This window comes from Pseudomonas sp. NPDC089547 (assembly GCF_050280665.1).
Lineage (GTDB): Bacteria > Pseudomonadota > Gammaproteobacteria > Pseudomonadales > Pseudomonadaceae > Aquipseudomonas.
Window position 1 is genome coordinate 34,795 of record NZ_JBNNVS010000025.1, and the last position, 23,833, is coordinate 58,627.

Here is a 23,833-nt window from a genome sequence, read left to right on the forward strand (position 1 = left end):
CTTGTGTCGCGAAAAGGGCTGCGAAGCGCCCCCGGCAATCTCGAGTGCTCAGGCCTGCCGATTGGCCGTCTTGCGGCAATGCACCAGTGCATCGCGGATCATGAAGTTGACCAGTGTCGGCGACACCCCCAGTTCCTTGGCAATGTCCTTCTGCGGTACGCCATGCAGGCGGTACATCTCGAAGGCATAGCGGGTACGCTGGGGCAGTTCGTTCAGCGCCTCGGCAATGTCATCCAGCGCGGCAAGGTTGATGTGCGTGGCTTCGGGCGAGGCGTTCTGGATGACCACGTTCAGGCCTTCTTCTTCGCTGCCGGAGTACTTCAGCTCCATCGCCTGCTTGCGGTAATGGTCGATGGCCAGGTTGCGCACGATCTGGAACAGGTAGCTGAGCTGCGCCTTGAACGACGAGGTTATCTGCGGCGCGGCGCTAAGCCGGAAAAACGCATCCTGCACCACATCTTCAGCGCGCGAGCGGCAACCGGTAATGCGCGCAGCAATCTTGACCAGGATGCTGCGGTTGTCGACGAAGGCCTGCAGTAATGGTGAATCGCACTTACTTGTGGATAGTTGTTCCGCCATGGAAATCACCTTGTCACAGAGGGGAAAGGAGGCACCCAAGGCTGGGAAGCTTCCTACGACGTGCGACAAACTATTCAAGATGATAATGATTGTCAAATACGAAACGTAATTAGTATCTGTATCTTTCGGTTCTAAGCAGGCAGTGTGAACCGGTTCACCTCCAGCCCCCTCTGCACCTGAACAATCCCTTTAATTTCTTCCCCTGCCCATCCGTTCCCCTGTGTACATCCAGCCGCCTTACGTTGCCCGCTCAAGATCGCGGAGCAGCCGGCTCGCCCCAACCAGACACTGGCAGGAACACCCCATGACGGACGCCTTCGAACTCCCGCTCTCGCTGGTCCAGGCCCTGGCGCAACGCGCAGCGCAGACCCCGGACAAGATCGCCTTGCGCTTTCTCGCCGACGCCCCCGGCGAACAGGCCGTGCTCAGCTATCGGGACCTCGACCAGCACGCGCGCACCATTGCCGCCGCTTTGCAGGCCCGGGCCGGCTTTGGCGACCGTGCGGTGCTGTTGTTCCCCAGTGGCCCGGATTATGTAGCGGCGTTCTTCGGTTGCCTGTATGCCGGCGTGATCGCTGTGCCGGCTTATCCACCGGAGTCTGCGCGCCAGCACCATCAGGAGCGGCTGCTGTCGATCATCGACGACGCCGAGCCGCGCCTGTTGCTGACCGTGGCGGCACTGCACGACAACTTGCAGGGCCTGGAGGCCCTGGCAGCAGACAACGCCCCCGAACTGCTGGCGGTGGACGGCCTGGACCCGGCATTGGCCGCGAGCTGGCGCGAACCCGCGTTGAAGGGCGATGACATCGCCTTCCTGCAATACACCTCGGGGTCCACCGCGCTGCCCAAGGGCGTGCAGGTCAGCCATGGCAACCTGGTAGCCAACGAGCAGTTGATCCGCCAGGGCTTCGGCATCGACCTCAACCCCGACGACGTGATCGTCAGCTGGCTGCCGCTGTACCATGACATGGGCCTGATCGGTGGCCTGCTGCAGCCGATCTTCAGCGGTGTGCCGTGTGTGCTGATGTCGCCGGGTTACTTCCTGGCCCGGCCGCAGCGTTGGCTGCAGGCCATCAGCGAGTATGGCGGCACCATCAGCGGCGGCCCCGACTTCGCCTACCGCCTGTGCAGCGAGCGGGTCAGCGAGGCCTCGTTGGCCGGGCTCGACCTGAGCCGCTGGCGCGTGGCCTATTCCGGTTCCGAGCCGATTCGTCAGGACAGCCTGGCCACCTTCGCCGACAAGTTCCAGGCGTGCGGTTTCGATGCGTCCAGCTTCTTCGCCAGCTACGGCCTGGCCGAAGCCACCTTGTTCGTCAGCGGCAGCCGTCGCGGCCAGGGTATCGCCGCGCTGGAACTGGACGCCGAAGCCTTCGCCGCCAACCGCGCACAACCGGGCAAGGGCAGCGTGCTGATGAGCTGCGGCTACCCGCAGCCTGGGCACGCCGTGCGCATTGTCGAGCCCCGGCAGTTGCAGGTGCTGGGCGATAACCAGGTGGGTGAAATCTGGGCTGGCGGGCCGAGCATCGCCTTGGGCTACTGGCGCAACCCCGAAGCCAGTGCCCGCACCTTCGTTGAAATGGACGGCCAGACCTGGCTGCGCACCGGTGACCTGGGCTTCATGCGCGAGGGCGAGGTGTTCGTCACCGGGCGCCTGAAAGACATGCTGATCGTGCGCGGGCAGAACCTGTACCCGCAGGACCTGGAGAAAACCCTCGAGCGTGAAGTTGACGTACTGCGCAAAGGCCGGGTGGCCGTGTTCGCCGTCGAACACCAGGGCGAGGAGGGGATCGGCGTGGCGGTGGAAATCAGCCGCAACGTGCAAAAGGCACTCAAGCCCCAGGACCTGATCAAGACCCTGCGCCAGGTGATCGCCGATGCCTGCCGCCAGGCTCCGGCCGTGGTTCTGCTGCTGAACCCGGGTGCGCTGCCCAAGACTTCCAGCGGCAAGCTCCAGCGCTCCGCCTGCCGCCTGCGCATGGGCGATGGCAGCCTGGACTGCTATGCCCGCTTCCCGGATGTGAGCGAAGCCGTTGCAGGCGCGAGTGCTGCCGATGAACTGCAAGCACGCATCGCTGCGGTGTGGCGCGACATCCTCAAGGTGGAGGCGGTTGCGGCAGACGACCACTTCCTGCTGCTGGGCGGCAACTCCATCGCCGCCACCCAGGCTACCGCCCGACTGGCCGATGAGCTGGGTATTCACCTGAGCCTGCGCACCCTGTTCGAAGCGCCGGTGCTGGCCGATTACAGCAAAGCCGTGGCGTTGATCATCGCCGAAGGCGGTACCGGCACGGCAACGATTGCCACACTGGAGCGCGCCAAGGCCTTGCCCCAGTCGTTGGCGCAAAACCGCCTGTGGCTGCTCTGGCAACTGCAACCGCAATCGGCGGCGTACAACATTCCGGCGGGCTTGCACCTGCGTGGCGAACTGGATGAAAACGCCCTGGAAGCTGCCTTCCAGGCGCTGGTGGAGCGCCACGAATCGCTGCGCACCGTCTTCAGCGAGGAAGACGGCCAGGCCCGGCAGCGCATCCTGGCGCTACAGCCGTTCAACGTGCACCGCCTTGACCTTGAAGGCCAAACCGCTGAGCAGGTCGCTGCCCAGCGTGAAGCCGAGGCGCGCCTGCCGTTCGACCTGACTCAAGGCCCTTTGCTGCGTGTGACCCTGGCCCGCCTGGACGACGAAGACCACCAGCTGTGGGTGACCCTGCATCACATTGTCGCCGACGGCTGGTCGCTGAACATACTGCTGGAGGAATTCGCCAAGCTCTATGCCGCCCGCTGCCAAGGCCTGGAAGCCAACCTGGCACCGCTGGCCCTGGGCTACGCCGACTATGGCACCTGGCAGCGACAATGGCTGGCCGACGGTGAAGCCGAACGCCAATTGCAGTACTGGAAGGCACAATTGGGCGATGACCTGCCGGTGCTCGACCTGTGCACCGACCACCCTCGCACCAGCCAGCGCGAACACAGCGCCGCACGCTTCAACCTCAAGGTGCCGGCCAAGCTCGCTGAGGCACTCAAGGGCCTGGCCCGCGAACAGCAGGCCAGCCTGTTCATGGTCCTTTTGGCCGGTTGGCAGGCGCTGCTGCACCGCTACAGCGGCCAGGCAGACATCCGCGTCGGCGTGCCCAACGCCAACCGCCCACGCCTGGAAACCCAAGGCATGGTGGGCTTCTTCATCAACACCCAGGTGCTGCGCGCACAGCTCGATGGCCGCCTGCCGTTCACGCAGTTGCTGGCCCAGGTGCGCCAAGCCACCCTGGACGCCCAGGCCAACCAGGACCTGCCGTTCGAACAGCTGGTCGAAGCCTTGCCCGAAGCCCGTGAGCAAGGCCTGTTCCAGGTCATGTTCAACCACCAGCAGCGCGACCTGTCGGCCCTGCGCCGCCTGCCGGGCCTGCTGGCCGAGGAACTGCCATGGCACAGCCGCGAAGCCAAGTTCGACCTGCAACTGCACAGTGAAGAAGACCATCAGGGCCGCCTGAGCCTGGCCTTCGACTATGCTGCCGAGCTGTTCGAAGCCAGCACTGTCAAACGTCTGGCCCACCACCTGCTGGCGCTGCTGGAGCAGGTGTGTGCCGCGCCGCAGCGAGCGTTGGGCGAGGTGCAATTGCTGGACGAGGCTGGCCGAGCGCAGTTGCTGGGCTGGGGCCAGGCGCCCGCCGAGGCGCCGCAACGTCTGCTGGTCGAGCAACTGAACGAACAGGCTCGCCTGACCCCGCAGCGCACGGCACTGGCCTGGGACGGCGGTAGCCTCGACTACGCCGAACTGCACCAGCAAGCCAACCGCCTGGCGCACTACCTGCGCGACAAAGGCGTCGGCCCCGATACCTGCGTAGCGATTGCCATCGAGCGTTCGCCACAGTTGCTGGTCGGCCTGCTGGCCATCCTCAAGGCCGGGGGTGCCTACGTACCGCTGGATGTCGACTACCCGGCCGAGCGCCTGGCCTACATGCTCGCCGATTGCAACGCCGGCCTGCTGCTCAGCCACAGCAGCTTGCTGGGCAAGCTGCCGCAAGTCGGCGGCGTCAGCGCCATCGCCCTCGACCAGTTGCACCTGGACAGCTGGCCGAGCCACGCGCCGGGCCTGCACCTGCACGGCGACAACCTGGCCTACGTGATCTACACCTCCGGCTCCACCGGCCAGCCTAAAGGCGTAGGCAACACCCATGCGGCACTGGCCGAGCGCTTGCAGTGGATGCAGGCCGCCTACGCGTTGAATGACAGCGACGTGCTGATGCAGAAGGCGCCGATCAGCTTCGACGTATCGGTATGGGAATGCTTCTGGCCGCTGGTCACCGGTTGCAAGCTGGTACTGGCCGGCCCCGGTGAGCACCGCGACCCGCAGCGCATCGCCGCACTGGTGCAGGCCCATGGTGTGACCACGCTGCACTTCGTGCCACCGCTGCTGCAAGTGTTCGTCCAGGAGCCGCAGGCAGCTGCCTGCACCAGCCTGCGCCGCTTGTTCTCGGGTGGCGAAGCACTGTCTGCCGCCTTGCGTGACCGTGTGCTGCAAGTGTTGCCGCAGGTGCAATTGCACAACCGCTATGGCCCGACCGAAACCGCCATCAACGTCACCCATTGGCATTGCCAGGTGGCGGATGGCGAGCGCTCGCCAATCGGCCGCCCGCTGGGCAATGTGCTGTGCCGCGTGCTGGATGATGAGCTGGAGCTGACCGCTCCCGGTGTACCGGGCGAGCTGTACCTCGGTGGCGCGGGCCTGGCCCGTGGCTACCTGGGCCGCCCGGGCCTTACTGCCGAGCGTTTCGTGCCCCAGGCCGATGGCAATGGCGAACGCCTGTACCGCAGCGGCGACCGCGCCCGTTGGCAGGTGCAGCTTGAGGCCCTGGAATACCTCGGCCGCCTCGACCAGCAGGTGAAGGTGCGCGGCTTCCGGGTCGAGCCTGAGGAAGTACAGGCCTGCCTGTTGGCGCAAGCGGGTGTGGAGCAGGCACTGGTACTGATTCACAAGGATGCTGTCGGCGCGCAACTGGTCGGCTATTACAGCGGCAGTGCCCAACCCGCCGAGTTGCTGGCGGTGCTGGCTGAACAACTGCCCGCCTACATGGTGCCGGCGCAACTCATCCCGCTGGCACAGATGCCGCTGGGCCCCAGCGGCAAGGTCGACCGCAAGGCGCTGCCGGCTCCGGTGTGGCAGCAACGCGAACACGTCGAGCCACAAACCGAGCTGCAACAGCAGGTCGCTGCCATCTGGCGCGAGGTGCTGAACCTGCCGCGTGTCGGCCTTCAGGACGACTTCTTCGCCCTGGGCGGGCACTCGCTGCTGGCCACCCAGATCGTCTCGCGCAGCCGCCAGGCCTGCGATGTCGAGCTGCCACTCAAGGCGCTGTTCGAAGCCAGCGAGCTGGGCGCGTTCTGCGCCGAGATCGCACGCATCCGCGACGCCGGCGAGCGCAACCTGCAAGGCGAAATTGCTCGCGTCGACCGCCGCCAGGCGGTGCCGCTGTCGTACTCGCAGCAGCGCATGTGGTTCCTCTGGCAGATGGAGCCGGACAGCCCGGCGTACAACGTCGGCGGCATGGCGCGCCTGCGCGGCACCCTGCACGTAGACGCCTTCGAGCGTGCGTTGCAGGCGCTGGTCGTGCGCCATGAAACCCTGCGCACTACCTTCCCCAGCATCGACGGCGTGCCCTACCAGTGCGTGGCTGAAGACAGCGGCCTGCAACTGGACTGGCAAGACTTCAGCGCCTTGCCCGCTGATGCCCGCCAGCAACGCCTGCAACAACTGGCCGACGACCAGGCGCACCAGCCGTTCGACCTGGAGCGTGGCCCGTTGCTGCGCGCCTGCCTGGTCAAGGCCGAAGAGCGCGAGCACTTCTTCGTCCTCACCCTGCACCATATCGTCACCGAAGGCTGGGCCATGGACATCTTCGCCCGCGAACTGGGCGAGCTGTACGAGGCCTTTGTCGATGACCGCGAATCGCCGCTGGCGCCGCTGCCGGTGCAATACCTGGACTACAGCGTGTGGCAACGGCAGTGGCTGGAAAGCGGCGAGGGCGCCCGCCAGCTGGCTTACTGGAAGGCGCGCCTGGGTGACGAACACCCGGTGCTGGCATTGCCCGCCGACCGCCCGCGCCCGGCCGTGCAAAGCCACCGTGGCGAGCTGTACCGCTTTGAACTCGACCCGGCGCTGGTCGCCCGCGTGCATGCCTTCAACAGCCAGCGCGGCCTGACCCTGTTCATGACCATGACCGCCACCCTGGCCGCCTTGCTGCACCGCTACAGCGGCCAGCGTGACCTGCGCATCGGTGCGCCGGTGGCCAACCGCATTCGCCCGGAAAGCGAAGGCCTGATTGGCGCCTTCCTCAACACCCAGGTGCTGCGCTGCGAGCTGGACGGCCAGATGACCGCCAGCCAGCTGCTTGAGCAGATGCGCCTGGCCGCCATCGAAGGCCAGTCGCACCAGGACTTGCCGTTCGATCAGCTGGTCGAGGCCTTGCAGCCGCCGCGCAGTAGCGCCTACAACCCGCTGTTCCAGGTGATGTGCAACGTGCAACGCTGGGCCTTCCAGCAAAGCCGCACGCTGGCCGGCATGCAGGTGGATTACCTGGTCAACGACGCCAGCGCCACCAAGTTCGACCTGTACCTGGAGGTGACCGACCTCGACGGCCGCCTGGGCTGCTGCCTGACCTACAGCCGTGACCTGTTCGACGAGCCACGCATTGCGCGCATGGCCGAGCACTGGCAGCAGTTGCTGGTCGGCCTGCTCGACAACCCGCAACAGCGCCTGTGCGAGCTGCCAATGCTGAGCAGCGCCGAGCAGCAGGTGCTGGTGGGCCAGTTGCAGGGCGAGCACGATTTCGACCTTGACCACACCCTGCACGGCCTGTTCGCCGCCCAGGCGGCCCGCACGCCACAGGCGGGTGCGCTGACCTTCGCCGGCCAGCACATGACCTATGCCGAACTCGACCAGCAAGCCAACCGCCTGGCCCGCGCCTTGCGTGAACGTGGCGTCGGCCCGCAGGTGCGGGTGGGCCTGGCGCTGGAGCGCTCGCTGGAAATGGTCGTCGGCCTGCTGGCCATCCTCAAGGCCGGTGGCGCCTATGTGCCGCTGGACCCTGAATACCCGCTCGACCGCCTGCGCTACATGATCGAAGACAGCCGCATCGGCCTGCTGCTGAGCCAGCGTGAGCTGCTGCAAACCTTGGGCGAGCTGCCGCAAGGCGTGGCCCGCTGGAGCCTGGAAGACGATGCCGCAAGCCTGTCGGCCTACAGCGATGCACCGCTGGACAACCTCAACCTGCCGCAGCACCAGGCTTACCTGATCTACACCTCTGGCTCCACCGGCAAGCCCAAGGGGGTGGTGGTCAGCCATGGCGAATTCGCCATGCATTGCCAGGCGGTGATCGCCGCCTTCGGCATGCGCAGCGACGACTGCGAGCTGCATTTCTATTCGATCAACTTCGACGCCGCCAGCGAACGCCTGTGGGTGCCGCTGCTGTGCGGCGCCCGCGTGGTGCTGCGTGCCCAAGGGCAGTGGGGTGCCGAAGAAATCTGCCAGTTGGTGCGTGATCAGCAGGTGAGCATTCTTGGCTTCACCCCCAGCTACGGTAGCCAGCTGGCGCAATACCTGGGCGGGCAGGGCGAACCACTGCCGGTGCGCCTGGTGATTACCGGTGGCGAAGCGTTGACCGGCGAGCACCTGCAACGTATCCGCCAGGCCTTTGCGCCGCAGCAGTTCTTCAACGCCTATGGCCCGACCGAAACCGTGGTCATGCCGCTGGCCTGCCTGGCGCCAGAAACGCTGCCGGCAGAGCTGGGCAGCGTGCCGATCGGCCGCGTCATTGGTAGCCGTACTGCCTACATCCTCGATGAAGACCTGGCCTTGCTGCCACAGGGGGGCATTGGCGAGCTGTACATCGGCGGTGCTGGCTTGGCCCAGGGTTATCACGACCGCCCGGGGCTGAGCGCCGAGCGCTTCGTTGCTGACCCGTTCAGCGCCGAAGGCGGGCGCCTGTACCGCACTGGCGACCTGGTGCGCCTGGGCACGGATGGCCTGGTGGAATACGTCGGGCGTGCTGACCAGCAGGTGAAGATACGAGGCTTTCGTATCGAGCTGGGCGAAATCGAAAGCCGCTTGCAGGCGCATGCCGATGTCGACGAGGCGGTGGTACTGGCCCTCGACTTGCCCGGTGGCAAGCAACTGGTGGGTTACCTGGTGTGCAAGCAGGCCGCTGCCGGTAGCGAGGCGCAAAACCTGCTGCGCGATGCGGTGAAGGCTGATGCCCGCCAGCACCTGCCGGACTACATGGTACCCGCGCACCTGGTGTTGCTCGACAGCCTGCCGCTGATGGGTAACGGCAAGCTCGACCGCCGTGCCCTGCCGCTGCCCGACCTGGAACAGGCACGCCAGCAATACCAGGCCCCCGGCAACGAGGTGGAGGCGCTGCTGGCGCAAATCTGGCGCGACGTGCTCAACGTTGCCCAGGTCGGCGTGCAGGACAACTTCTTCGAACTGGGCGGCGATTCGATCCTGTCGATCCAGGTGGTCAGCCGCGCCCGCCAGGCCGGCTTGCAGTTCACCCCCCGCGACCTGTTCCAGCACCAGACCATCCAGACCTTGGCAGCCGTTGTTCAACGCAGCGAAGCCGCCAGCACCATCGAGCAGGGCCAGCGCCAGGGCCAGACCGGCCTGACGCCGATCCAGCACTGGTTCTTCGACAGCGAGGTGCCGCAGCCGCAGCACTGGAACCAGACGGTGTTGCTGGAGGCGCGTCAGCCGCTGGATGAAGCCGCGCTGGCGCAGGCCTTGGCTGCACTGGTGCAGCACCACGACAGCCTGCGCCTGCGCTTCAATGAGGCCGGTGGCCGCTGGCAGGCCGAGTACGCCCAGCCTGGTACTGAGCAACTGCTGTGGACCGCTACCGTTGCCGACTTCGCGGATTGCCAGGCGCTGTACACCGACCTGCAGCGCAGCCTCGACCTGCAACAGGGGCCGTTGCTGCGTGGCTTGCTGGTGCGCGACGGGCAGAGCGGCCAGCGCTTGTTGCTGGCAATCCATCACCTGGTGGTCGATGGCGTGTCCTGGCGGGTACTGCTGGAAGACCTGCAAGCGTTGTACCGTGGCCAGCCGCTACCGACAAAGACCCACGCCATGGGCGACTGGGCCTCGCGCCTGGCCAGCTACGCCGGCAGCGATTCGCTGCGCGACGAGCTGGGCTGGTGGCAAGGCCAGTTGGGCGGCGTGCGCCGCGAATTGCCGTGCGACCATCCGCAAGGTGGCAACCTGCATCGCCACGCCCATACCCTGGCCATCGGCCTGGACGTGGAACAGACCCGGCAACTGCTGCAACAGGCCCCGGCGGCCTACCACACCCAGGTCAACGACCTGCTGCTGACGGCGCTGGCGCGTGCCCTGTGCCGCTGGAGCGGCGATGAAGAAGTGCTGGTGCAGCTTGAGGGCCACGGCCGTGACGGCCTGTTCGAAGACATGGACCTGACCCGCAGTGTCGGCTGGTTCACCAACGCCTATCCATTGAGCCTGCGCCCGCTGCCAGGCGAGGACGAGGCGGCGCGTGCCGGTTCGATCAAGCGCATCAAGGAGCAACTGCGCCAGGTGCCGCACAAAGGCCTGGGCTATGGCGTGCTGCGCTACCTGGCCGACCCGGCCGGGCGTGAGCAGATGGCGGCCTTGCCGCAGGCGCGCATCACCTTCAACTACCTGGGCCAGTTCGACCAGCAGTTCGACAGCGCAGCGCTGTTCCAGCCGCTGGAAGCCCCGGCCGGCCTGGCGCATGACCTCGACGCACCGCTGCCTAACTGGCTGAGCGTCGATGGCCAGGTGTATGGCGGTGCCTTGCAACTGCGCTGGACCTTCAGTGCCGAACGCTACGACGAGCGCACCATTGCCACCTTGGCCGAAGCCTATCGCCAGGAGCTGCTGGCGCTGGTCGCCCATTGCCTGGCCGATGGCAACGGCAGCTTCACCCCATCGGACTTCCCGTTGGCGCACCTGAGCCAGGAGCAGATTGACGCATTGCCGGTACCCGCGGCACAGATCGAGGATGTGTACCCACTGACGCCGATGCAGGAAGGCATGCTGCTGCACACCCTGCTGGAGCCGGGCACGGGCCTTTACTACATGCAGGACCGCTACCGCATCAACAGCGCCCTGGACCCCGAGCGTTTCGCCCAGGCCTGGCAGGCCGTGGTGGCGCGCCACGAAGCGTTGCGCGCATCGTTCAGCTGGAACAGCGGCGAGGCGATGCTGCAGATCATCCACAAACCGGGCAACCTGACGGTGGATTACCAGGACTGGCGCGGCCTCGCGGACGATGCCCAGGAGCTGCGTCTGCAAGCCCTGCACAAGCAGGAGCGCGAGGCCGGGTTCGCCCTGCTGAGCGAGGCGCCGTTCCACCTGCGCCTGGTGCGCGTGGCCGACGAGCGCTACTGGTTCATGATGAGCAACCACCACATCCTGATCGATGCCTGGTGCCGCTCGCTGTTGATGAACGACTTCTTCGAGGTGTACCAGGCCCTTGGCGAAGGCCGTCAGGCACAGCTGCCGGTACCACCGCGTTACCGCGACTACATCGGCTGGCTGCAACGCCAGGGCCTGGACGATGCACGCGCCTGGTGGCAGGCCAACCTGGCCGGTTTCGAACGCGCCACGGCCATCCCCAGCGACCGGCCGTTGCGTCATGACCACGCCGGTAGCGGCATGGTGGTTGGCGACTGCTACACCCGCCTGGAGGTGAGTGAGGGTGTGCGCCTGCGCGAACTGGCACAGGCTCACCAACTGACCGTCAACACGTTCGCCCAGGCGGCCTGGGCCCTGGTGCTGGCGCGCTACAGCGGCGACCGTGACGTGGCCTTTGGCGTAACCGTGGCCGGGCGCCCGGTCAGCATGCCGCAGATGCAGCGCACCGTCGGCCTGTTCATCAATAGCGTTGCCCTGCGCGTGCAATTGCCGGTAGCGGGTGAGCGCTGCAGCGTTCGCCAGTGGCTGCAAGGCCTGCTGCAAAGCAACATGGAGCTGCGTGAGTACGAATACCTGCCGCTGGTGGCGATTCAGGACTGCAGCGAACTGCCCAAGGGCCAGCCGCTGTTCGACAGCTTGTTCGTGTTCGAGAATGCGCCGGTGGAAACCGCCGTGCTCGACCACGCCCAGCACCTGAACGCCAGCTCCGACTCGGGGCGTACACATACCAACTTCCCGCTGACAGCGGTGTGCTACCCCGGTGACGACCTGGGCCTGCACCTGTCGTTCGACCAGCGCTACTTCGACTTCCCGACCGTCGAGCGCCTGCTGGCCGAGTTCAAGCGCCTGTTGCTGGCCCTTGTGAAAGGGTTCGAGGGCGAGGTGAGCGAACTGCCGATGCTGGGCATCGACGAGCAGCGCTTCCTGCTGGAAGACTGCAACCACACCGAGCGGGCTTATCCGCTAGAGCAGAGCTACGTTGCGCAGTTCGAAGCGCAGGTGGCGGTGCACCCGGAACGTACCGTTGCCCGTTGCCTGGAGGCGTCGTACGACTACGCCGGGCTGAACCTGGCGGCCAACCGCCTGGGCCACAGCCTGATCGCGGCGGGCGTGAAGGTGGACCAGCCGGTGGCGCTGCTGGCCGAGCGTGGCCTGCCGCTGCTGGGCATGATCGTCGGCAGCTTCAAGGCCGGTGCCGGCTACCTGCCGCTGGACCCGGGCCTGCCGGCGGCGCGGCTGCAAAGCATCATCCAGCTCAGCCGCACCCCGGTGCTGGTGTGCAGCGCAGCCTGTGCCGAGCAAGGCCGGCAACTGCTGGGCGAACTGGACGCTGCGGTACGGCCACAGTTGCTGGTGTGGGAAGACATCCAGTCCAGCCCCGTGGCCAGCCATAACCCCGGTATCCACAGCGGCCCGGACAACCTGGCCTATGTGATCTACACCTCAGGCTCCACCGGCCTGCCGAAAGGGGTGATGGTGGAACAGCGCGGCATGCTCAACAACCAGCTGAGCAAGGTGCCGTACCTGGCGCTGAGCGAGCAGGACGTGATCGCCCAGACTGCCTCGCAGAGCTTCGACATTTCGGTGTGGCAGTTCCTCGCCGCGCCGCTGTTTGGCGCCAAGGTCGAGATCGTGCCGAATGCCATCGCCCATGATCCGCAGGGCCTGCTGGCGCATGTGCAAGCCACCGGCATCACGGTGCTGGAAAGCGTGCCCTCGCTGATCCAGGGCATGCTGGCCAACGACCACCAGGCCCTGGATGGCCTGCGGTGGATGTTGCCGACCGGCGAGGCGATGCCCCCGGAGCTGGCGGCGCAGTGGCTGCAACGTTACCCACAGATCGGCCTGGTCAACGCTTATGGCCCGGCAGAATGCTCGGATGACGTGGCGTTCTTCCGCGTCGATGTTGCGTCAACCCAAGGCAGCTACCTGCCCATCGGCACGCCGACCGACAACAATCGCCTGTACCTGTTCGGCGAGGACCAGGCGCTGGTACCACTGGGTGCGGTGGGCGAATTGTGCGTGGCGGGCACCGGGGTGGGCCGGGGCTATGTCGGCGACCCGGTGCGCACGGCCTTGGCGTTCGTGCCTCACCCTTACGGAGCGCCGGGCGAGCGCCTGTACCGCACCGGCGACCTGGCGCGGCAGCGCCCGGACGGGGTGCTGGAATACGTCGGGCGCATTGACCACCAGGTGAAGATCCGTGGTTACCGGATCGAGCTGGGCGAGATCGAAGCGCGCCTGCACGAGCAGGCAGAAATCCGCGATGCTGCGGTTGGCGTGCAGGAAGGCGTCAATGGCAAGCATCTGGTCGGTTACCTGGTGGCACACCAGGGCATTGCTGCCGACGCCGCGTTGCTGGAGCAGGTGAAGCAACGCCTGCGTGCCGAGTTGCCGGAATACATGGTGCCGCTGCACTGGGGGTGGTTCGACAACCTGCCACACAACGCCAACGGCAAGCTCGACCGCAAGGCGCTGCCGGCCATCGACATCGGCGGCCAGCACAGCCAGGCCTACCAGGCGCCGCGCAACGAGCTGGAGGAAGTGTTGGCCGGTATCTGGGCCGATGTGCTCAAGGCCGAGCGGGTGGGGGTGCACGACAACTTCTTCGAGTTGGGCGGGCATTCGCTGCTGGCTACGCAGATCGCTTCGCGGGTGCAGAAGCAGTTGCAGCTGAACGTGCCGCTGCGGGCGATGTTCGAGTGCAGCACGGTGGAGGAGCTGGCCGAGTATGTGCAAGGGTTGCAGGGCAGCGCGCTGGATGACGACAAGGTCGACCGGCTGAGCGACCTGATGGCCGAGCTGGAGGGACTCTGAAGTGATTGGCTAGCCTGCACCGGCCTCTTCGCGGGCTTGCCCGCTCCCACAGGTACTGCGCCGTTGCCAAGGCCGGTGCAATACCTGAGGGAGCGGGCGAGCCCGCGAAAGGGCCGGTCCTGGCAGCCAATATCTCAGCGCTTGCCGAGAATCTTGCCCAGCATCTCCGGCCGCGGTGCCCCTTGCTGGCTCTGCAGGTTGCCTTTTTCATCCTGATAGAAAATCGCCGGCGTCGCCTGCAACCCCATCTCTTCCATCAGCGCCATGTTCGCTGCCAGCTTCTGCTGCACCGCTTCCGGCACCTGCTCCAGTGCCTTCAACTTGCTGGCCTTGCCGGCCTTCTCATGGTCCTGCAATGCCTTGGCCGGGTCTTTTGCTGCCAGCAGCGCCGCCGACTTGCCCGGGCTGTCTTCGCGGATGATGCCGACCATGATATGGCGCAATTGCACCTTGCCCGACTCCACCCATGGCCGCGCCTGTTCCCAGAACATGTTGCAGTACGGGCAGTTCGGATCGCTGAACAGGTACACCTTGCGCGGCGCATCGGCCTTGCCATCGGCGATCCAGGCGGTTTTCTCCATCTTCGCCCAGATTTCCTTGCTCATCGGCGCATAGACCAGCTTTTCCAGCGGCTCGGCGCTCAGGTCCTTGCCTTGCTCGTCGAACAGGTTGCCAACCAGCACGTGCTTGCCGTCGGGGGTGAGGTACAGGGCCAGGGCATTGTTCTGGTACTCGGCGGCGTAACCGCGCAGGCCATTGGGTGCATCGAAGCTGCCCTTGATCACGGCGCCCTTGGCTTGCAGTTGCTGAACGGCCTTGGGCAGCTCTTCGGCCTGCAAGGTTGGGGCGGCCAGCAGGGCCAGGGACAGGGGCAGCAGTGCAGTCAGTCGCATGTCAGTTTCCTTGTACGGCGGGGGTGGGCGCAGTGGCCCGGTCGAAAGGTTCCAGGGCGTGGCGCAGGCTGGCCCGGGACAGCTCGCCCAGGTGGCTGCCGATCAGCCGCCCGTCGGCGTCATAAAGCAGGGTGGTGGGCAGCGCCATGGAGCCGACGCGCTGCGCCAGCAGACCGGTGCCGTCGAACAGCACGTGGGTCAGGCTCAGGCCGGTGGTGGCAAGGAAGGTGCTGACGTTTTCCGGGGTCTCGCCCTGGTTGACGAACAGGAAGGTCACGTGCGGATAGTCGCTTTGCGCCTGTTGCAGCACCGGCATTTCCCGGCGGCAGGGCGGGCACCAGGTGGCCCAGATGTTGATCACCAGCGGCTTGCCACGGTAGCTGTGCAATGCGACGGATTGGCCGCCTGCGTTGCGCAGGCTAAGCTCCGGGAGCTCGGTGCCTTTGCTGTACAGGTGCCCGCTCAGGCTCGCCAGGCCCCAGAACAATGCGCCACTGAACAGCGCCCAGCCCAGCGGGCGACGCAGGCCCGGTTGGCGCCAGCCCTGCCACAGGGCCGCGAGGACGATACCGGCCAGGCCCGACCAGAACAGGAAGCCACCGTCGCGGATGTCGATGATCTGCAACGGCTCATCGCGGTACATCGGCCAGTAGGCCACCACGAAGCCTGCGCGGGCAGCCAGCACGCCGATCAGGAACAGGTTGAACAGTGCAGACTCCGGGCTTTCGCCACCACGCCGGGCGACCCACCAGCCGACAACACAGGCAATCCCCAGAGCGGCGAGCATCAGCAGGTGGTTGAGGGCCATGGTCAGTGGCCCGAGGGTTACGGTCAGCATCAGCCTTGGCTCCTGGTCTGGGCCCAGTGTTGCTGGAATGCGGCGGCGTCGACTTCACCGGTGATACGGCGTGCACGGCGCTCATCGCCCTCCGGGCCGATCCAGATGATGCTGGGCGGGCCGGGTACCTGGTAGCGTTGCAGCAGGGCTTTGCTGGCCGGGCTGTCGGCGGTCACGTCCAGTCGCAACAGGTGCACGCCGGCCAGGCCGGCTTGCACGTCGCTGCGGGCGAACACCTGCTTTTCCATGACCTTGCACGACACGCACCAGTCGGCATAGTAGTCGAGCATCACCCACTGGCCACGGGCCTTGGCCGCATCCAGTTCACGTTGCAGGTCTTCGGGGCGGCTCACCGTGACGAAGCTGTCCTCGGCATGCTGACCAGCAACAGGCGTACCACCACCAGCGAACGGTCGCAGCGGCTGCCACAGATCGTCGCCACCTGCCGCGGCGCCTACCAGCAACAGGCCACCCCACAGGGCACCCAACAGTGGCACGGCGCGCAATGCTGGCAGGCGCTGCAGGGCCGGCCAGCTGGCCCAGGCCAGGGCGATCAGCCAGGCGCCGCTCAGCGCCAGCAGCAGGGTGGCGGGCAGCAGGCTGCGCAGGGTGTACAGCGCCATGGCCAGGAACACGAAGCCGAACACGGCCTTGACCCGCTCCATCCAGGCGCCTGGGCGCGGCAGGTAGCGGTTGCCCAGCGTTACCAGCAACAGCAGCGGCACGCCCATGCCCAAGCCGAGGCTGAACAGCACCAGCGCACCTTGCACCACATCGCCGCTCTGGGCGATGTACAGCAACGCGCCGGCCAGAGGCGCGGTCATGCACGGCCCCATTAGCAGGCCCGACAACGCACCGAGCAGCGCTGCACCGTACAGGTTGCCACCACGGGTACCTTGCCCGGCGCGGTCCAGGCGGTCACGCAGGGCGGCAGGCAGTTGCAACTCGAAAGCACCGAACATCGGCAGCGCCAGCAGCACGAACAGCCCTGCCAGGCTGCCCAGCAGCCAGGGTTGTTGCAGCCACGCTTGCAGGCTGGCGCCCAGCAGCGCGGCGACTACGCCCAGCGCGGCGTACACCAGCGCCATGCTCAGCACATAGACCCCGGCCAGCAGCCAGCCGCGTCGGGCGCTGGCACCATTGCCCAGCACCAGCCCGGCAAGAATCGGCAGCATCGGCAGCGAGCAGGGGGTAAAGGCCAGCAGCAGGCCCAGGCCGAAGAACGCCAGCAGGCTCCAGGCCAGGTGGCCCTGTTGCAGGCCACTGGCCAATGCCTGGTCGCTGGCTTGTTCGGCGGCCGGCGCCACGCTGCCGCCAAGGTCGATCGAGGTGGTTTGCGGCGGGTAGCACAGGCCGGCGTCGGCGCAGCCCTGCCAGCCCAGGCGCAACTGGCCCTGGGCATTGGCCGGCAGCAGCAGTTCGAGCTGGTCGCGGTACACCGCGCTGTCACCGAAGAACTCGTCATGGTGGTTGAGCGCCGCTGGCAGTTGCGGGTGCTGCTCGGGTGGCAGGCCGTCGAATTTCAGGCGTTTCTGGTACAGGTAGTAGCCCGGCTTGATCTGAAAGTACAGGCGCATCTGGCCGTCGGCCTGGCGGTCGTGGCTGAGCACGAAAGCCTGCTCGACCGGCAGGAAGTCCGGTTTCACGTTGAACGGGTTGGCCTGCAACGGGCCGGCCAGCAGCAGTGTAAGGAAGAGCAGGAGAACGCGCATGTCTTCGCCTTGGCAGATCTAGGAATGGAGCCATGCTGGCTGGAGTCGATTAACCCAAGGTTAACCCGGTCCTACAACAGCGGTCCTACAGATCCGCACGTCAGCTTGGACACACCGCGACATATTGTCGGCTTGACTTTGCTTATGGCCACATTCTTGTTGTAAAGTTGACGTAGAAGTCAGTTTTTTCTGACTCGCGCGACAAGGTTCTCACCCTTCCGAGTCCCCCGCACAAGAATCAAAAAAAGATGGGCAGACCCCCCTGCTGCCCAGAGGATCAAGCATGTCCAACCGTGATATTTCCCGGCGCGCCTTCCTGCAAGGCGGCCTGATCGCTGGTGTCGGCGTGACCATGGCGCCACTTGGCAGCCAGGCATTTGCCGCGCTGATGGAAGAACGCGTCACCACCTCGCCGCAGAAGTGGATGAACCATGACGGCAAGGCGCGTATACGTAACGATGCCTTGTCCAAGGTGTGCGGCGACAAGGTGTTCGCCCGCGACATCCGCGCCAAGGACATGCCCGGCTGGCCGGCGCAGCAGGGCCATGCGCTGTTGCTGAAGGCGACCAAGGCCGACCGCATTTATGCTGGCCATGACCTGAGCCTGCTCGGTACCGACTTGCAGCCCGACCGCATCGTCACTGCCGCCGACCTGGAAAAGGACGGTATCGCCTGGCCCGAGGCGCACTCGCCCGACCCGCTGCTGCCGCCTGGCAAGGTGCCGATGTTCATTGGCCACCCGGTCGCCATCCTCATCTGGCACGACTTCGAACGCTTCCGCCAGGCCAAGCGCAAGCTGCAGTTCAACGACAAGGCAATCCGCTACGGCGCCCAGGCGCCGCTGTACCAGCGCGACCCTTACGGCAGCTTCCGCTTTGTGCGCGTGGGCGGTGCCACGCCGTTTGATGACGATGAGTTCTCCAGCCTGAAGAATTCCATGCTGTTCCCCACCATTCTCAACCGCAAGCCGGTGTGGTCGAAGCAGCCCAACCAGCACGGCGACCTGACCGAGCAGGGGCTGTTCTACGCCCGGCGCATGGCCGAGCAACTGGACAACCCGCCCGAGGACTGGCTGGTGTTCGACGAGCGCTACAAGACGCCGTCGATCGAGCCCGCCGCATTGGAGCCGGACAATGGCAACGGCTGGTACGACCCGGCGACTGGCACGCTGCACTTCGTGGTCGCGACCCAGTGCCCGTTCGAAGTGGCGCAGGAATGCGTGCACATGATCAAGCCGTCGCGCTTCGTCCTGAACACGCTGAACATGCACCCGGGCTACACCGTGGGCTACGGCTCGAAAGACAACAATATCTTCGTCTTCTACGCCGCCGTGGCCGCACTTTACGGCGCCGGTGTGCCGATCCGCCTGGCCAACGACCGCTACGAGCAGTTCCAGAGCGGCATCAAGCGCCATGCCTTCGATATCCGCTACCAGCTGGCCGTGGACAAGAAGGACAACAGCTTCAAGATTTTCCGCGCCGACATGAGCTGCGATGGCGGCGGGCGCATCAACTACAGCCCGTCGGTAGCTGCGGTGGGGGCTACTGCCGCGCAATCGATCTATTACATGCCGCAGAACGACTTGTCGGTAACCGCCTACTATTCGCGCGGTGTCGAAGCCGGCTCCATGCGCGGCTACGGCACCTTGCAAAGCATGGCGGCCACCGAAATGATGGTGGACGAGATTGCCGGGCGCCTGGGCGTCGATGCCATCGAGCTGCGCCGCGCCAACGCGCTGAAGTCGGGCATGAAGAACACCCAGGGTGCGGTCCCGGCCGGTGCCCTGCGCTTGTACGAGATCCTCGACAAGGCTGCCGTGCATGACGGGTGGCGCAACCGCGACGCCCGCAAGCGGCAGATGGACGCGCAGGATCAGGACCACTGGTATGGCGTGGGCTTTGCGATCTGCCAGAAAGACTTTGGCACCGGCTCTGAAGCACCGATGGCCAGTGTTGAGTTCAGCCGCGACGGCCGTATCAGCCTGCGCCACATCGGCACCGAGCTGGGCACCGGCATGTCCACCTCCCAGGCCCTGGTGGTCAGCGATTTCCTGGGCCGCCCGGCCGACGAAGTAAAAACCGCCGTGACCGAATGGCCAGAGCTGCAACTGAGCACCAGCGGTAACCCGTACCTCATCAGCCAGCCTGAACAGGACGCTGCGCTGCGCAACCCGCGTTGGGTCGGCAAGCTGGCATCGCCCTCGTCGGCGACCAACTCGGCGTTCTACTTCAGCCATGCCACCCGCGAAGCGGCGCGTGTGCTGTTCAACCACGGCCTGTGGCCGGCAGCCATGGCCATCTGGAGCCAGGGCCCGCATGGCGGCCAGGCCAACCCGCTGGTGGTGCGCCGGGAAAACGCGGTATGGGTCAACGGTGCGCTGACCGGCAACGGCTTGCAGCCGATCCCGTTTGCCCAGCTGGCACAGAAGGCCCACGACATGGGCCTGGTCACCGGCGCCAGCGTGCACGGTTTCAACCGCTGGAGCTGGGCCGAGGCCGACTTTGTCATCGACGGCGTACGCGAGCGCTTCCCGCTCGACGCCCTGGCAGTGAAATACGGCGATGGCGCGGTGAACGCCAAGAAGGCGCAGATGAGCAGCCACGGCTACCAGCTGCTCGACCGGCAGAACGCCAGCTACCCCGACACCCAGCTGAACAACGCCATGGTCACCTACTACAGCCCTGTAGCGACCATCGTTGAGGTCAAGGTCAACAAGGGCACCTTCGAGACGCAAGTGCTCAACCACCACAGCTGGATCGAGTGCGGCCGGGTGCTGGTGCCGGAGTTGGTCAAGGGCCAGCTGGAAGGCGGTATCGCCATGGGCATCGGCCACGCGCTGACCGAAGAAATGCCGCTGTACGAGGGCGGGCCCGGGGAGGGCGACTGGAACTTCAACCGCTACCGCCTGCCGCATGCGCGCGACGTGGCAGTGTGGACGCAGACCAGCGAAATCCTCCCGCCGCTGTCACCGACCGACCCGTCCAAGGGCATCGCCGAAGTGGTGATGATCCCGATCGTCGGTGCCATCGGCAACGCCGTTGCGCATGCCATCGGCAAGCGCGTGCGCGATCTCCCCATCACCCCAGCCCGTATCAAGGAGGCCCTCAATGGCTAACCGCCCACTGCAACTGACCCTCAACGGTCAACCGGTCGGCCCGGTCGAGGTCCCCGATGACCTGGCAATGATCGACTACCTGCACGAACACCAGAACCTCACCGGCTCGCGCCTGGGCTGTGGCCAGGGCATCTGCCACGCCTGCGTGGTGATCGTCGACAACCCCGATGGTACCTGCGAGGAAGTGCGCACCTGCATCACGGGCGCCCACTACTTCGAGGGCAAGAAGGTCCGTACCATCGAAGGCCACTCCAGGCAGGACGAGAGCGGCAACCTGACGCTGAACCCGATCCAGCAGAAGTTCGTCGAGCTGTTCGCCTTCCAGTGCAGCTACTGTGCGCCGGGCTTCGTCAACGCCGCCACGGTGCTGGTGGAGACCGCCCAGCGCCAGCCGCTGAAGAACAGCGAGGTGCAGGACCGCATCGAGGCCAGCCTCGGTCACCACATCTGCCGCTGCACCGGTTACGTGCGTTACTACGATGCCACCCGCAAGGTGCTCAACGACCTCGGTCTGGTCAAGGAGGGTTGAGCATGGGTTTCGTACGTAGCGCACTCGCGCTGGCACTGGGGCTGGCCGTCAGCTCGGTTGCCCTGGCGGCCGACGAGGCGCAGGTCAAGCGCGGTGAATACCTGGCCCGCGCGGCGGACTGCATGGCCTGCCACACGGCCGAAGGTGGCGCGCCGTATGCCGGCGGCCTGCCCATTCACTCGCCGTTCGGCACCATTTATGGCAGCAACATCACCCCGGACAAGCAGTACGGCATTGGCAATTACAGTGCCGACGAGTTCTTTGCTGCGGTCACCCAGGGCAAGCGCAAGGACGGCGCCAACCTTTACCCGGCGATGCCGTACACCTCGTACCACCTGATCAAGCGCGAGGATTCGGACGCGATCCTTGCCTACCTGATGACCATTCCACCGATCAACCGCCCGGCCCCGCAGACCGCACTGCGTTTCCCGTTCAACGTGCGCATGGGCCTGAGTGGCTGGAACATGCTTTACGGCAAAAGCGTGCAGCTGCAACCGACCGAGGGCAAAAGCCCGGCCTGGCAGCGTGGGCAGTATATGGTCGAGGTGATGGGCCATTGCGGCGAGTGCCATACCCCGCGCAACCCGATTGGTGCATTGCAGCAGGACCAGCGCCTGACCGGGGGCCTGCTTGGCGGTTACCTGGCGCCCAGCCTGCTGGCCCAGGACCTGGCCGGGCGCGGCTGGACCCAGCCGGACCTGACCACCTTCCTCAAGCATGGCATCAGCGCCCAGGGCAGCATGTTCAACGAGATGTTCCCGGTGGTACATCACAGCACCCAACACCTGGAAGACGTCGACCTGGCGGCCATGGCCACCTACCTGCTGGGCGACCAGCCGCCCAAGGCCAAGGTGATCGAGGCGGTACCGCTTGCGCAACTGACCGACAGCGCCAAGCATGGCCGCCAGCAGTACCTGAACGTCTGCGCCGGCTGCCATGGCGTCGACGGCGAGGGCAAGCCGCACATTGCCGTGGCCATGCAGGGCAACACCGTGCTGCGCCAGGCTGACTCGCGCAACCTGGTCAAGGTCATCCTCGAAGGCATCCGTGAACAGCAGTTCACCGGCTTCGAACGCATGCAGCCGATGCCAGGCTTTGCCGACAAGCTCGATGACCAACAGGTGACGGATATGGTCAATTACCTGCGCCAGGCCTGGGGTGGATTGCCCGGTGACCTGAACGTACAGCAGCTCGCCGAGCTGAAGGCGGAGTAAACGTGCAGCATCTCGATCTACAGGTGATCCGCCAGGCGTTGCAGTGGTCGTGCAATGGCCAGCGGGTGTGGCTGTGTACAGTGCTCGCCACCTATGGCTCGGCGCCGCGTGCGCCGGGCTCGCTGCTGGCGGTGAACGCCAGCGGCCAGTGGCTGGGGTCGCTGTCGGGTGGTTGCGTTGAAGACGACTTCCTCGAACGCGTGGCCCTGGGCGAATTCCCCGAGCCGGTGGCCATGGTGCGGTATGGCGATGGCAGCGATGCGCGTTCGAGCATCCGCCTGCCGTGTGGTGGCGTGCTTGAGGTGCTGGTGGAGAACCTGGCGGCCGAGTGCGAGGTGCAGGCGCATCTGCGTGAGCTGGAAAGCGCCCTGTCGGGCCAGCGCCGGGTGCTGCGCGAGGTGCGCTTGCCCGAGGGCACTCGCCAGCTGGCCGATGACCACAGCCAGGGGCCACGCGTCGAACGGGAAGGCGCCCGGGTGCGGGTGCGTGTCGGCGCCGCCCAGCGCCTGCTGCTGGCTGGCTATTCGAGTGTGGCGCATTTTTGTGCCGAGTTCGGCAAGGGGATGGGCTTTGAAGTCATCCTCTGTGAACCGCGTGACGAGGTGCTGGACGGCGTGCGGCTGGACGGCATCGAGGTGCGCCGCGAGCTGCCGTCGGAATTTATCGCCAATGGCGGTTGCCATGCCGACACGGCGGTGGTTGCATTGACCCATGATCCGAAAATCGATGACCTGGCCATGCTTGAAGCGGTGCGTACCGAAGCGTTCTACATTGGCGTGATGGGCTCGAAGGCCACCTCCGACAAGCGCCGCGAGCGCTTGCAGCGGATTGGCGGCCTGGGCAGCGAGGAACTGGCGCGCATCCATGCGCCGATCGGCCTCAACCTGGGCAGCAAGACCCCGGCCGAAATTGCCCTGGCGGTGCTCGCCGATATCCTGCGCCTGCGCAACGGCATCGGGCGGGCTGCGCTGTGAGCGTGGTCGCGCTGGTGCTGGCGGCCGGGCGCGGTATGCGGTTCGGCGCTGACAAGCGCCGGGCGACACTGACTGATGGGCGCAGCTTGCTGGCGCATAGCGTGGAGCGGGCGAGGGCGGTGTTCGACGATGTGCGCGTGGTGCTGCGTGCGGGGGAGCGGGGCGAGGATTTTGGTTTGCCTGCTGACAGCCGAGTCATTGTCAGCCCGGATGCGGCGTCGGGCATGGGGCATAGCCTGGCGGCCGGCGCCGGGTCGTTGGGCGACAGCCAGGCGCAGGCGGTGGCGATCCTGTTGGGTGATATGCCGTGGATAGAATCGGTAACCTTGCAGTGTCTGGTCGAGGCTTCCCGCGCTTCAAACATCGTGTTGCCGCGCCATGCGGGGCAGCAGGGGCACCCGGTGATCTTTGGCCGCGATTTCTGGCCGGCGCTGGGGCAGCTGTCTGGGGATGAAGGGGCGCGAGCGGTGGTGCGGGCACATCGGGCGCGTTGCATGATGGTCGAGGTTGATGATGCGGGGGTTCTGCTGGATGTGGACACCCCACAGGCCTTGAGCAGCTGACGCGGTCTCTTGTAGGAGCGGCCTTGCGTCGCGATAGGGGGGCGAAGCGCCCCCGGGATGTCAGCTTCGCAGCCTATGCAGCCGGGGCCGCTTTGCGGCCCTTTCGCGACGCAAGGCCGCTCCTACAAGGGGTTGCGCTGGCCTGAAGATTTATCCAT

The 23,833-nt window shown here is 65.9% G+C and carries 10 protein-coding genes; 6 read left to right on the forward strand and 4 right to left on the reverse strand.

Going from position 1 to position 23,833, the window contains the following annotated elements; translation table 11 throughout:
• Positions 1 to 48: 48 nt before the first annotated feature.
• A complete protein-coding gene (locus ACQKPZ_RS17860; RefSeq protein ID WP_201207791.1) occupies positions 49 to 579 on the reverse strand; it encodes an RNA polymerase factor sigma-70 in 531 nt (176 codons plus the stop codon).
• Between the two features lie 304 nt (positions 580 to 883).
• Between ACQKPZ_RS17860 and ACQKPZ_RS17865 the strand changes: the two genes are divergently transcribed.
• Positions 884 to 13,837, forward strand: a complete 12,954-nt coding sequence (locus tag ACQKPZ_RS17865; RefSeq protein ID WP_427540570.1) for a non-ribosomal peptide synthetase — start codon at positions 884 to 886, stop codon at positions 13,835 to 13,837.
• Between the two features lie 134 nt (positions 13,838 to 13,971).
• On the opposite strand, the gene dsbG is transcribed toward ACQKPZ_RS17865, so the two are convergent.
• Genes dsbG through dsbD form a run of 3 tightly spaced genes read right to left on the reverse strand, consistent with a single transcriptional unit; the run spans position 13,972 to position 17,280 of the window.
• The gene (gene dsbG / locus ACQKPZ_RS17870) at positions 13,972 to 14,730 is read right to left on the reverse strand and encodes a thiol:disulfide interchange protein DsbG (RefSeq protein WP_427540573.1); all 759 of its coding nucleotides are present in this window, start codon (positions 14,728 to 14,730) and stop codon (positions 13,972 to 13,974) included.
• Between the two features lies 1 nt (position 14,731).
• Positions 14,732 to 15,568, reverse strand: a complete 837-nt coding sequence (locus tag ACQKPZ_RS17875) for a prolipoprotein diacylglyceryl transferase family protein (protein WP_427540576.1) — start codon at positions 15,566 to 15,568, stop codon at positions 14,732 to 14,734.
• Positions 15,568 to 17,280 (reverse strand): protein-disulfide reductase DsbD, encoded by a 1,713-nt coding sequence (gene dsbD, locus ACQKPZ_RS17880; RefSeq protein WP_427540579.1) that lies wholly within the window; start codon positions 17,278 to 17,280, stop codon positions 15,568 to 15,570. The genes ACQKPZ_RS17875 and dsbD overlap by 1 nt, the downstream gene beginning before the upstream one ends.
• 283 nt (positions 17,281 to 17,563) lie before the next feature.
• On the opposite strand from dsbD, the gene ACQKPZ_RS17885 reads away from it, so the two are divergent.
• Genes ACQKPZ_RS17885 through ACQKPZ_RS17905 form a run of 5 tightly spaced genes read left to right on the forward strand, consistent with a single transcriptional unit; the run spans position 17,564 to position 23,675 of the window.
• Positions 17,564 to 20,395: a xanthine dehydrogenase family protein molybdopterin-binding subunit gene (locus ACQKPZ_RS17885; protein WP_427540582.1), complete on the forward strand. Its 2,832-nt coding sequence runs from the start codon at positions 17,564 to 17,566 to the stop codon at positions 20,393 to 20,395.
• Entirely contained in the window at positions 20,388 to 20,924 is a 537-nt protein-coding gene (locus ACQKPZ_RS17890; RefSeq protein ID WP_427540585.1) for a (2Fe-2S)-binding protein, read from the forward strand. The genes ACQKPZ_RS17885 and ACQKPZ_RS17890 overlap by 8 nt, the downstream gene beginning before the upstream one ends.
• Positions 20,925 to 20,926: 2 nt before the next feature.
• Positions 20,927 to 22,138, forward strand: coding sequence for a cytochrome c (locus ACQKPZ_RS17895; RefSeq protein ID WP_427540588.1), 1,212 nt, complete (start codon positions 20,927 to 20,929; stop codon positions 22,136 to 22,138).
• A gap of 2 nt (positions 22,139 to 22,140) precedes the next feature.
• The gene (locus ACQKPZ_RS17900) at positions 22,141 to 23,112 is read left to right on the forward strand and encodes an XdhC family protein (protein WP_427540591.1); all 972 of its coding nucleotides are present in this window, start codon (positions 22,141 to 22,143) and stop codon (positions 23,110 to 23,112) included.
• Positions 23,109 to 23,675, forward strand: coding sequence for a nucleotidyltransferase family protein (locus ACQKPZ_RS17905; protein ID WP_427540594.1), 567 nt, complete (start codon positions 23,109 to 23,111; stop codon positions 23,673 to 23,675). The genes ACQKPZ_RS17900 and ACQKPZ_RS17905 overlap by 4 nt, the downstream gene beginning before the upstream one ends.
• Positions 23,676 to 23,833: the final 158 nt, after the last annotated feature.